The 11,848-nt window shown below is 69.0% G+C and carries 11 protein-coding genes; 3 read left to right on the top strand and 8 right to left on the bottom strand.

Features of this window, described 5'->3' with window-relative positions; all coding sequences use genetic code 11:
- The first annotated feature begins 21 nt into the window (after positions 1-21).
- From LX12_RS14685 to LX12_RS14675, 3 genes are all read left to right on the top strand, one after another.
- A complete protein-coding gene (locus LX12_RS14685; protein ID WP_253655319.1) occupies positions 22-675 on the top strand; it encodes an LON peptidase substrate-binding domain-containing protein in 654 nt (217 codons plus the stop codon).
- 86 nt (positions 676-761) lie between these two features.
- Positions 762-2,243 carry an aldehyde dehydrogenase gene (locus LX12_RS14680; RefSeq protein ID WP_253655318.1) on the top strand — a complete coding sequence of 494 codons (1,482 nt, stop codon included), beginning with the start codon at positions 762-764 and terminating at the stop codon, positions 2,241-2,243.
- A gap of 49 nt (positions 2,244-2,292) precedes the next feature.
- Positions 2,293-2,901 (top strand): FKBP-type peptidyl-prolyl cis-trans isomerase, encoded by a 609-nt coding sequence (locus LX12_RS14675; RefSeq protein WP_253655317.1) that lies wholly within the window; start codon positions 2,293-2,295, stop codon positions 2,899-2,901.
- 3 nt (positions 2,902-2,904) lie between these two features.
- Here the strand turns inward: LX12_RS14675 and LX12_RS14670 are convergent, their stop codons facing one another.
- The 8 genes from LX12_RS14670 to LX12_RS14635 are packed head-to-tail and all read right to left on the bottom strand — an operon-like array spanning position 2,905 to position 11,845.
- Positions 2,905-3,585: a hypothetical protein gene (locus LX12_RS14670; RefSeq protein WP_253655316.1), complete on the bottom strand. Its 681-nt coding sequence runs from the start codon at positions 3,583-3,585 to the stop codon at positions 2,905-2,907.
- Entirely contained in the window at positions 3,582-4,430 is an 849-nt protein-coding gene (locus LX12_RS14665) for an Rv1363c family protein (protein WP_253655315.1), read from the bottom strand. Before LX12_RS14665 ends, LX12_RS14670 begins: the two co-directional genes overlap by 4 nt.
- Entirely contained in the window at positions 4,427-5,881 is a 1,455-nt protein-coding gene (locus LX12_RS14660) for an MCE family protein (RefSeq protein ID WP_253655314.1), read from the bottom strand. Before LX12_RS14660 ends, LX12_RS14665 begins: the two co-directional genes overlap by 4 nt.
- Positions 5,878-7,158 carry an MCE family protein gene (locus LX12_RS14655; protein WP_253655313.1) on the bottom strand — a complete coding sequence of 427 codons (1,281 nt, stop codon included), beginning with the start codon at positions 7,156-7,158 and terminating at the stop codon, positions 5,878-5,880. Before LX12_RS14655 ends, LX12_RS14660 begins: the two co-directional genes overlap by 4 nt.
- Entirely contained in the window at positions 7,155-8,447 is a 1,293-nt protein-coding gene (locus LX12_RS14650) for an MCE family protein (protein WP_253655312.1), read from the bottom strand. The genes LX12_RS14655 and LX12_RS14650 overlap by 4 nt, the downstream gene beginning before the upstream one ends.
- On the bottom strand, positions 8,444-9,610 hold the full coding sequence (locus LX12_RS14645; protein ID WP_253655311.1) for an MCE family protein: 1,167 nt from the start codon (positions 9,608-9,610) through the stop codon (positions 8,444-8,446). The genes LX12_RS14650 and LX12_RS14645 overlap by 4 nt, the downstream gene beginning before the upstream one ends.
- On the bottom strand, positions 9,607-10,680 hold the full coding sequence (locus LX12_RS14640; protein ID WP_253655310.1) for an MCE family protein: 1,074 nt from the start codon (positions 10,678-10,680) through the stop codon (positions 9,607-9,609). The genes LX12_RS14645 and LX12_RS14640 overlap by 4 nt, the downstream gene beginning before the upstream one ends.
- On the bottom strand, positions 10,673-11,845 hold the full coding sequence (locus LX12_RS14635; protein WP_253655309.1) for an MCE family protein: 1,173 nt from the start codon (positions 11,843-11,845) through the stop codon (positions 10,673-10,675). The genes LX12_RS14640 and LX12_RS14635 overlap by 8 nt, the downstream gene beginning before the upstream one ends.
- Positions 11,846-11,848 lie beyond the last annotated feature (3 nt).

Below are 11,848 nucleotides of genomic sequence, written 5' to 3'. Positions count from 1 at the left end.
GCCGCGAGCTACCGTGGAGCCATGGCCGCTCCCCCGGTGCAGCAGATGGCGATGTTCCCGTTGGGCATGGCGCTGCTCCCTGGCGAGCTGCTGCCGTTGCAGATCTTCGAGCCGCGGTACCGCGAGATGCTCGCCCACTGCCTGGAGTCCGACGACCCGAAGTTCGGCGTCGTCCTCATCGCCCGCGGGGCCGAGGTCGGTGGCAGCGACGAGCGACACATGATCGCGACCAGTGCCGTGATCGTCGAGCACCACGTGAAGGACGACGGACGCGCACTGGTCCGCTGCGTCGGCACCGACCGTCTCCGCGTCGTCGACTGGCTGCCCGACGACCCCTACCCCCGCGCCCTGGTCGAGGATTACCCCGACGAGCCCATCGTGTCGTTCGGTGCGGAGTCGTTGGACTCGCAGTACGCGGCGGTGGCCGACAGGATTCGTGAGCTGTTCGAGCTGGTGCGGTCGGCGGGCCGGGCCGACGTCGAGTTCGACGACACCTCGGACACCGACGACCTGGACGACGTCGACCGCGCCTTCCGCTGGGCCGGTCAGCTGCCGATCGGCCAGGCCGACCGGTACGAGATCCTCGCCGCACCGTCGCCGCTCGAACGCATCGAGGCGCTCGGCGAGGCCGTCGAGTCGGTGACGGCGGCGATCCGTTTCCAGTTGATGGACTGACGGACACCGAGGTCCCACAGAACTGGAACGTGTTCTAGTATCGGGTGTCGAGCATCACACCTGAGCGGACTGGAGCGCGCATCCTCATGACCGACACCATCGACACCCCGGCCACGGCGGCCACCGCGTCGCACGACCACGACGAGCTCTACATCGGTGGACGCTGGCAGGCCCCGCACTCCACCGCCCGCCTCGAGGTGCGCTCACCGGCGACCGGTGACCACGTCGGCAGCGCACCCGACGGCGACGCGCGGGACGTCGACGCCGCGGTGGGCGCCGCCCGCGCCGCGTTCGAGTCCGGCGTGTGGAGCCGCACCGCCCCCGCCGAACGCGCCGCGGTGCTGCGCCGCGCCGCCGACCTGATCGAGGAGCGCATCTCGTCGATCGCCGCACTGGTGTCCGGCGAGATGGGTGCCAGCGAAGGCGACATCGCGACGCTGCAGCAGCTCCCCGGCACCGGCGTGCTGCGGGCCTACGCCGACGCGATCGAGAACGAGATCGCCTGGGTGGAGCACCGCACCGGCCTGTTCGGGACCACCCGCGTCGAACGCGAACCCGTCGGCGTCGTCGGCGCGATCACCGCGTGGAACGTGCCGCTGTTCCTCGCGTGCAACAAGCTCGGACCGTCGCTCGCCGCCGGCTGCTCGGTCGTCCTGAAGCCCGCGCCGGAGACCCCGCTGTCGGCGTTCGTCGTCGCGGAGATCTTCGCCGAGGCCGGTCTGCCGGAGGGCGTGCTGTCGGTGGTCACCGGCGGTGTCGAGACCGGCAAGGCGCTCGTCGACCACCCGGGCGTCGACAAGATCACGTTCACCGGGTCGACCCGCGCCGGCAAGCAGATCGGCGCCGCCTGCGGGGAGCAGCTCAAGAGCTGCCAGCTCGAGCTCGGCGGCAAGTCGGCGGCTATCGTCCTCGACGACGCGAAGGTCGACGAGATCGCCGGGATGCTCGCGTTCTACGGCCTGTTCAACACCGGCCAGGCGTGTGTCGCGCAGACCCGCATCCTCATCCCCCGCAGCCGACACGACGAGATCGTCGCCGCGGTCGCCGCCGCCGCGGAGGCGATGGCACCCGGACTCGTCCTCGGACCGATCATCACCGAGAAGCAGCGCGACAAGATCGAGGACTACGTCCGCCTCGGCAAGGAGGCGGGCGCGACCGCGGTCGTCGAGGGTGGCCGTCCCGAGGGCATGGACTCCGGCTACTACCTGGCGCCGACGGTCTTCGCCGACGTCACCAACGACATGCGGATCGCCCAGGAGGAGATCTTCGGCCCGGTCCTGTCGATCATCGACTACGACACCGTCGACGAGGCCGTCGACATTGCCAACGACTCCGAGTACGGACTCGCCGGCGCGATCTACACCGCCGACGTGGAGAAGGGCATCGAGATCGCCGGTCGCATCCGGACCGGGACGCTCGGGATCAACTGGTACGCCATCGATCCCGGCTCCCCGTTCGGTGGCTACAAGAACTCCGGCGTCGGCCGCGAGAACGGCCGCGAGGGCGTCGAGAGCTACCTCGAGACCAAGTCGATCATCCTGCCGATGGGGTACGAGCCGACGGCCTGATCGCCGCGCGTCGGGCGGCGCATCCGAGCACGCAGGATACGGTCGGGGCATGCGCCGTGATCTGAAGTCCGCCACCGCCGCCGTGTCCCTCGCCGTCGCCGTCGCCCTCGTCGGCGTCGCCTGCGGGGACTCCGGCTCGTCGAGTTCGTCGGCGTCGAGCACCACCACCACCGACACCGCGTCGACCGGTACCGACACGGGTACCGCCGCGGCGCCGACCGGCACGGCGCCGGTCAGGTCGGGGACACCGGGCTCCGAGGGCATCCCGCAGATCACCGCGAACGCGACCGACACCGGTAAGGAGCCGACGATCGCCGCGGGCAGCGGCACCCCGCCCGGCGACCTCCGCGTCGCCGACCTCGTCACCGGCAACGGCCGCACCGCGACCGCAGCGGACACCGTCTCGGTGCGCTACGTCGGCGCGCTCTACTCCGACGGCTCGGTGTTCGACGCCAGTTGGAAGCAGGGCAGCACCCCGGTCGACTTCCCGCTGTCGGGTGTGGTCCCCGGCTTCTCCGAGGGCATCGTCGGCATGAAGGTCGGCGGCCGTCGCGAGATCGTCATCCCGCCGGCCCTCGGCTACGGCGACCAGTCGCAGCCGGGCCTGCCCGCGAACTCCACCCTGGTCTTCGTCGTCGACCTCGTCGGGATCAGCTGAGCGTCACCCCGCGGGAGCGGGGGACGACGCGGCCGGCGGCGCCGGTGTCGACGACCCGGGCGGGGCGACGGCGCCACTGGCAGACGGTGCGCTCGACGGGTCCAGCTTCAGTTTCTGACGCAGCGAGTCGTCGGTGATGACGGTGATGTTGTCGATGAGCCACCGGTCGCCGGAACGCACCATCGAGTACTCGACGCGGCTCGGTTCCACGCGGACCAACTGGTTGTCGCCCTTGGACACCGACTGGTTCATGAAGATGAGGACGGTGGCGCGATTCGCGCTCGCCGACGAGACCCCGGCCTCCTGGATGGTGACCGTCGAGGTCACCTTCTGCTGCTTCACCTGGGCCGACAGGTCGCTCGACTTCATGATGTCGTCGTAGGTCGTGCGGGCCTTGCCGACGAGACCCGCCTTCGCCTGCGCGACGTTGCCGTCGACGGTGGCGGGGTCGAAGCCGAACATGACCGTGGCGTACCGCTTGCCGGCGTCGAGGGCGGCCCCGCGGGCGTCCTCTCGATCGGTCGCCGACGACCACCGGAGACCGATCACGGTCGCCGCGACGGCTCCCGCGATCACCAGCAGGACCAGGATCGCCGCGACGATCCGCACGCGGGTCGACCTCCACGGGCTGTCGGGAGTCGGCGCGGAGTCGTCGGTCTCGAGGACCGCGGTGTCGGTGCTCATGTCACCCACTCGTATCCGGTCAGCTTCATCTGCCCGTCGATCCTCGAGACGGTGACCTTCCACCGGAAGGTCTGCACCACCGGCTGAGAGTTGTTCATGGTCCAGCCGGACACGATGAGCACGGTCGCCTGGTCGGCGTCACTGGAGACGACGGCGTCGGCGAGGATGGTCCCCTTCGTCGTCACGTTCTGCGACTTGATGAGGTCGACGGTCTGCTGCAGCGTCTGCGACGTGTCCTCGAGCGCCTTTCCGCTGGCGTCCCTGCGGAACTCGTCGAGAGTCGCGTCGACGGTGGACGGGCTCAGCGACGTCAGGTTCACCACCATCTGTCGTGCGAACGCGACGTACTCCGCGCGCTGGGCGGCGCGGTCGTCGACGCGCGATGTCCCCACCGCGAAGAACACCGACACGGCGGCGAGTCCGGCGATGACGAGGATCGCGAGCGTCGCGCTCAGGTAGAGCCCGAGCCGTGACCGTCGTACGGGGGCCTTCTTTGCCACAGCCGGTGCGCCACGGCGACGTTCGCGATAGCTCAGCGTCCCACCCGACCGGGCGGGTGCGGCCTCGGTCGACGACGCCTCGGTGGCGTCGTCGGTGACGGTCTCGGATCCGACCGCCTCCGTGGGCTTCTGGGCGGAGCCGTCGGTGGCGCGACCCTTGCGCAGCGAGGTGATGGGGGCGGATCGACGAACCGGGCGGGCGGCTGTGGTCGGCGTCGGTGCGGGTGTCGCCGGTGCCGAGCCGGCCGACGACGACTCCGCGACGGGCGGACCGGCCGGTCGACGCACCCGGCGGCGGATGCGGCGCCCGTCGGCGCCCTCGCGGACATCCGCTCCTGCGCTCACCCCGACACCGTCCCGGTGATCAGGCCCTGCCATGTGGTGCTTCCTCCTCGGGCGCCGCCCTGCCCGTCGGCGCTCGCCCCGTCGGTTGTCGGACCGGCACCGTCGGCGACGACGTAGGTCTTGCCGTCGGGTCCGATCGCCGTGCCCGACCCCGGATCGTACGCGCCGGCGTAGACCGACGGCTTCCCGTCGTACGCCGAGGGTGTCGCCGGTGTGAGCTTGCCGTCGGGCAGTCCGGGGATGCCCGGCAGGCCCTGCGGGAACGGCACGTTCTCGGCGAGCGGCTTGTACCCGGTGCGGCACTCCTCCGGGGTGGGCGCGCGACGCCCTGGGAACTCGACGCACGGGAAGTTGCGCGTGCCACGCACGGCCACGTTGGAGTCCTGGGGAACGCGGCAGAGGAGACCCGGCGGGATCTCCTGGGGCGTCTGGACTGCCGGCGAGCGCCGGGCCGACGCGGGCAGGAATCCGACGGTGCACGTGCCCGGGTCCTGGAAGGCAAGCGAGAAGTCGACGTTCGCACCCTTGCGCGGGTCCTCGTTGTTGACCGCGGACACAAGGGCCTGCAGCACCCGCGGGTAGAGCACCAGCACCTGACGGAGGTTCGGCAGGTACACCGCGAGTGTCTTGCCCGCGGTCGCGATGTTGTCGATGAGCAGGGGCAGCGTCTGGTTGAACGAGGTGAAAAGGTCTCGCGCCTGCGACACCGTGCCGGGTCCCTTCGCCAGGATGCCCCGGATCTCCGGATCGTCCTCGCGCAGTTGGTCGGTCACCGCCGCGACGTTCGCCGTCCACTGACGGATCTCGCCGACGGTGGCGGTCTGCGTCTCCAGCAACGGGTCCGCCTGCTCGATCAGTGTGCGGGTCACCGCCGAGTTGCGGTTGGCCTCCTCGGCGAACAGCGTCAGCGAGTCCAGGAGTCGTTGCAGTTCGTCGGCGTTGCCGTTGAACGCGTCGAACGTCTCGTCGAGGACGCGTCGCAGCTTGCTGCTCTGTACTGACTCCAGCAGTGCGTCGGTGCGGTCGACCAGGGTGGAGATCTCGGTCGGCACGGTCCCGTTGCGGATCGTCGAGCCGTCACCCAGCATCCCGCCACCCGCGTCGTCCTTCGGGGTGAACTGCACGAACTGCTCGCCGACCGCGGAGACGCTCTGCACCGAGACCGCCGACGACGTCGGGATCTTGCGGTCGCTGTCGATCGACAGGTCCGCGCGGACGCCGGTCGACGTGAGTCGTACGGAGTCGACCCGTCCGACGGTGACCCCGCGGTAGGTGACGTTGGCGTTGGCGTACAGGCCACCGGTGTTGGGTATGTCGAGATGCACCGTGTAGCGCCCGATCCCGAGCATCGACGGCACCTGGATGTAGAACACGCCGACGACGACGAGGGACACCACGGCCACGAGCGAGAAGATCGCCAGCTGGATACGGACGAACCGGGAAATGGTCACGGGCGTCCCCCGCTCGATGCGGGCTTCGGCGTCGCCGGGGCCGCGGGCGTGTCCTGCGCGGGCGAACTCGTCGCGCCCGTGTCGTCCTGTAGCGGTGCGAGGAACGGGTTCACGTTCCGCTTCGCCGCACCCGCGGGGGTACCCAGCGCGGCCTCCGGGCCGTAGACGGATGCGGGGTTGTTGAGACCGAGGCTGCGGAAGAGTCCGCGGCCGAGGCGGCCGTTCGTGAGATCGAGGTTGATCGTGCCATTGACGAAGTCGCCTTTGACAATCTTCGGTATCACGGACTCACCGAAGGGGAAGGTGATGAGGATTCCCAGCGATCGCGTGAGCGACTGACCGCTGTCCTGCAGCGCGCCCAGCACCGGTCGCAGGTTGCTCACGATGGTCGTGATGTCCTGGCGGTTGGCGTCGAGGATGTCGTCGACGGTGCGGCTGAGCCGTCCGGTCGACCCGAGGGTGTCGGTGAGGTTGCTCCGCTGGTCCACGAGCAGCTTCAGCGACGCGGGGAGCTGGTTCAGGGCGTGGTCCACGGCGGGCTGCTGGGCGTTGATGCTCGCGGCGAGCCGGTCGATGCCGGAGATGGCGTCGATGATGTCGTCGCGCTGGTCGTTCAGGTCCGACACGAGCGTCGCCAGACGCGGGATCAGTGCGCGGATCGTGTCCTCACGCCCGTTCAGTGCGCTCGACAGCTCGTGGACGACGTCCCCGATCTGCGCGAGGCCACCGCCGTTGAGCACCACCGACAGCGAACTGAGTACCTGCTCGACGGTGGGGTAGGTGCACTGCGAGACCTGCTGCGCCTGCGTCACGTCGGCGATCGCCGGTCGGTTGTCGGGGGTGGCCACCTCCGCCTGCTCGGGGCAGTTCGCCGACGTCAGCCGTCCACCCGGGGGGAGTACCTCGCCGGACGGGTTCTGCGGCTGCACGATCTGCAGGTTGAGCGACCCCAGGACGCTGGTCAGGCCGACGACGGCGTAGGAGCCCTGCGGCACCCGCGTCCCCTTGTCCAACCGCAGCGCGATCCGGGCCTTCCAGTTCTCGACGGTGGTCTTCCCGACGCTTCCGACGGTCGCGTCGTTCATCAACACGGGGGCGTTCTCGACGAGATTGGCCGCGTTGGGCAGGACCGCGGTCAGCTCGTACGATCCGTCGCCCGTGCCCTGGGCGCCGGGGACGGGCAGCGAGTTGAGGCCCTGGAACGAGCACGCCGACGTCGTGAGGACCGCGGCACACAGTGCCGTCCCGGCCGCGAGCCGCACCGACCGCGCGCTCATCCCTGGCCCCCGAACGGCACGAGGAGGCCGGCCAGCCCGACGTTGCCGCCGAAGGCGCGGCGGGTCGCGGCGTCCTGGTCGACGATGCCCTGCTTCGCGCGCGCCTCGGTGGACGCGTTCTGGTACGTCACCTGGCCGGGGAACGCGTTGCGTCCCGTGACCGGGTTCGACAGGAACGGTGGGTAGTTCACCGAGATCGTCGAGATGAGCGGGCCGAGGACGTCGACACACTTCTCCACGTCCCGCGGCGATGTCCCGGGCCGATCGTTTCCCGCGATCGTCCCGCACAACAGGTTGACGAGATTCGCGAACTGACCGAGGCCGAATATGCCGCTCAGCGACGCGGTCATCGGGTTGTAGATGTTGTAGAAGTTCGACAGCTGTGTCGGCGCCGAGTGCAGCAGGCCACGGATCTGATCGTCCTTGCGGGCGAGGATGTCGGTGGTGTCCGCGAGTCGGGCGACCGACTCGGTGAGACGCCGCCCGTTGGTGTCGATGAACGTCTTCAGGTCGCCGAGAGCCGTGTCGAGGTTCGTCAGCGCGCCGTCGAGGTTGCGGGTGTTGTCGGCCAGAACTTGACTGACCGAGGCGATCCGGCCGTTGAACTGGACGATCTCGTCGTGGCTGCGGGACAGCGCGCCGGTGAGGGTCTGCAGGTTGCGGATCGTGGCGAACAGGTCACCGCGGTTGTCCGCCAACGTCTTCGTCAGCGCCGAGAGTTCCCGGACCGAGTTGCCGATGGCGGCGCCGTTGCCGTCGAGATTCTTGTCGGCGGTGTCGACGAGACGGGCGACCGACCCCGGGTCGGCGCCGTCGGGACCGACTGCCTCGGACAGCTTGGTCAGCTGCGCCTTGATCTGATCCCACTCCACCGGGACCGCGGTGCGATTCATCGGGATCGAGGAGCCGGCCTTCATCTCCGGTCCGGTGTCGTACACGGGGTTGAGCTGGATGAACCGCCCGGAGACGAGGCTCTGCGCGACGATGACCGCGGTGGCGTCCGCGGGAACGCGCACGCCGCGATCGACGTGGAACTCGACCTTCACGTCGTCCGACCTCGGCGTGATCGAGGCGACGGAGCCCACGTCGACGCCGATCACCTTGACCGGATCGCCGGCGTAGAGCCCGTTCACCTCGGTGAAGTAGGCGGTGTACGTCTTGTAGGTGACCCGCTCGTAGGCCATGTACCCGGCGATCACCACGACGATGATCACCAGCGTCGCGATCAGACCGACCCAGAACCGTCGGCCGAGGTTCGCGGGACTCAGGTTCTGCACACTGAACGTCATCCCCGCCCCCTGTCGCGCGGGGTGCCCGGGATCGGGATGGACCGGTTCGGATCGCTCTCCTGATCGGGCCGAGTGAAGTAGCCCGAGGGGAACAACGGGTTGCCGGTGTAAGTGAAGGCCTTGTAGGCCTCCGGGTACTTCTGCTGCAGCAACTGCAGGAACGTGTTCGTGTAGTCACCGAAGGTCGGGATGCCGACCAATGAGGAGAAGTAGGGGCCGCTGGACACCGCCTCCCCCAGGACGTTCGCGTAGGGACCCAGCCGATCGAGGGTGACGTTCAGATTCTGCCGGTTGTCTTCGAGGATGGTCAGCGCCTTGTTCAGGTTCGTCAGCACCGGGTCGAGCTGCGCGTTGTTGTCGGCGATGAAGCCACTCACCTGGGCGGTGACGTCCTTGATCCCGATGATCAACTCGCCCAGCGCCATCCGACGAGCCTGCAGCTCACCGAGCAGCGAATTGGCGTCGACGAGGAGCGTGTCGATCTGCTTGCTGCGCTTGGCGACGATGTCGGTCACCGAGTTCGCGCGGGTGAGCAGCGACCGTAGCGCGTCGTCGCGGTCGGAGATCGACTGCGAGAGCCGGGCGACGCCGTCGACGGCACCCCGGACCTGCGGAGGTGTGTCGGAGAAGGTGTCCGACAGCGTGTTCAGCGCCCGGTTGAGCGTCGCGGTGTCCGTCTGCTCCAGGGTCGAGGTCGTGTCGTCGAGGGCGTCGGTCAGCGAGTACGGCGCGAGCGTGTTGCGGAACGGGATGGAGTCACCCGGCTTCAACCGTCCGATGCCGTGCGGGGCGACGGTGAGGTTGCGACGGCCCAGGACGGTCTCGGTCTTGATCGACGCCTGGCTGTCCTCGCCCACCTCGGTGCCGTCGGCCATCGTAAACGAGACCCTCGCCGCGGTGCGCCCGCGGGGGGTGCCGTCGTCGGTGTGCGCCAACGAGATCCCGTTCACCGTGCCGACCTGCACGCCGGACACGACGACGACGTCACCCGGCCGGAGCCCGCCGGCGTCGGAGAAGTAGGCGGTGTAGACGCTGCCCGTCGACAGGTAGGGCAGCTTGTCCATTTGCAGGGCGGTGATCACCACGAGCGCGGTGACGACCACGCCGATGATGCCGATGCGCGCGCGACCGTCGCCGCGCTGGGGTGTGAAGGAGAACGTCATCGCGGCGTCGCACACCTCCCGCCTGGGTTCGTGGCGGAGGCAGTGCTGTCGATCGACCGGTACACGATCTCCTCGTGGTTCGGGCCGGTGAAGAACAAGTTCACCTGGCACAGCCAGATCTGCAGCCACGCACCGTAACTTCCGAGGTTCGTCAGCTTCGTGAAATCCTCGGGCAACCGTCCGAGGAGTCCCCGGACGTAGGGCGCGTCGGCGTCGACGGCCCCCGCGACCGCGCCGGTGCTGCTGATGACACGTTGCAGGTTGGGGCGGTTGGTGTCGAGCAGGTCCGCGAGTCCGTTCGTGGCCCGCGAGATGTCGGTCACGGCCTGACCGATGGTGGAACGGTCGTTCGCCAGTCCGGACACCAACTGCTGCAGGCGGTCCAACGAGGAGTCGAGTCCGGTCTTGTCGGCGTCGAGGGTGCCCAGCGCGGTGTTCAGGTTGTCGATGACGCTCCCGATCAGGCGGTCGCGGTCGGCGATCGAGTTCGTGAACGACGCCGTCGTCCGCAGCAGCTGCGTGAGTCCTGCACCCTGTCCCTGGAAGACCTGGATGAGCGAGTTCGACAGCTTGTTCACCTCGTCGGGGGCCAGGGTGTTGAACAGCGGCTTGAACCCGCCCAGCAGCTTGTCGAGGTCGAGTGCGGGCGAGGTCTGCGAGACGGGGATGCGCGCGCCGGCGGGCAGCAGTGCCGACGGGTCGCCGGTCCCCTCGGTGAGCTCGAGATACCGGTCGCCGGTGAGGTTCTCGTAGCGGACGTTGGCGTGCACCGACCGCGGCAGGCGGTACTGCTCGTCGACGGAGAAGTCGACGGCCGCGGTGTTGTCGCGGTTGAGCGACACGCTGCTCACCTTGCCGACCTCGACGCCGGCGATGCGCACCTTCGTCCCCGACTTCAGCTGCGAGGCGTTGGAGAACGTCGCCGAGTAGTCGCTGGTCGAGCCGCTGCGGTACTGGCTGAACACGACGACCAGTCCGACGAAGACGAGCACCATCGCGACCGCGAACGCGCCGAGCTTGATCGCGGTGCGGCGGAACTCGATGTGACGCTGCTTGAGGGGATCAACCACGGGCGGCCGATCCGAACATGATCTGGAAGAGCTTCTCCGGGTTCAGCTTCGCGGTGAACCGGGGTTGGTAGGGCTGGGCGGCGTTGTCGGTGACGTAGAACGGCGGGTGCGCCGGGTCGTTGAAGTCCGACAGTCCGTACGCACAGGTCGGCGGACCCTGCGCGTTCACCTTCGGCAGGTCCTCGGGGTAGCGGTAGGGCTCCTTGCCGGGCAGCAGTCCCGCGTTGAGGGAGATGTAGCCCGTCTTGTCACCGAAGATCGGCAGCGCCTTCGGCAGGACCCCGGCGGCGGTCTTGAGGAAGCACGACACACCCGGCGCCTGGTAGCCCAGCATCTGCGAGACCGGGTCCAGGTTGGTCAGTGCCCCGATCAGCGTCTGCTTCTTCGGACCGACGATCGAGTTCACCGTGTTGGCGAGTCCCGTGGTGTTCACCAGCAGGGCGTCGAGGGCTGAGGCGTTGTCGAGCAGTGTGTTCCCGGTGGTGGTCACGTTGTCCAGGGCCCGGGCGATGTCGGCAAAGGAGTCGGCGTACACGTTCGTGACGGTCGCGGTGTCGCGGAAGTCCGCGTTCAGCGAGTCGAGCGCGGGATTCAGCGCGCCGACCGTCGTCGACAGATCGGCGAGGCCCTGCCCGATCTGCTCCCCGCGGCCGTGCAGGGCGGTGTCCACGGCGCCGAGGGTCGCGTTGAGCTTCTCGGGCTGCAGTTTCGCCAGGACGTCGACGAGGCGTCCGAACACCGTGTTGAGCTCCACCTGTACGCGGTCCGCGGCGATGCTCGCGCCGGCGCGCAGGTTCGGGCCCGACGAGTTCTGCGGGACACTGAGATCCACCGACTTGGCGCCGAAGATGGTGTTGGAGCGGATCTGTGCGGTCACGTCGGCGGGCACGCGCGACAGTTCGTCGGAGTCGACGTCGAGGTGCAGCACGACGTGGTCGCCGTCGGGGCTGATCTTCGCGACGCGCCCGATGGTGACGCCGCGCAGCCGCACCTTCGCGTCCGGGTTCATCACCAGGCCCGCGCGGTCGGCGGTGAGGGTGACCGGGACGGTCGACCGGAACGCGTCGAAGAACTGCATCACCGACAGCGTCACCGCACCGACGATCGCCGCGACGAGCAGCACGGCGGCCAGCCGCCGCGCGAGCATCGAGTGTCCGGTCGCCATGCC

Origin of the sequence: Williamsia serinedens (assembly GCF_024171725.1) — a bacterium.
GTDB lineage: Bacteria > Actinomycetota > Actinomycetes > Mycobacteriales > Mycobacteriaceae > Williamsia_A > Williamsia_A serinedens.
Note: the sequence above shows the minus strand (reverse complement) of the source record. Positions and strands in the feature narration are given on the sequence as shown.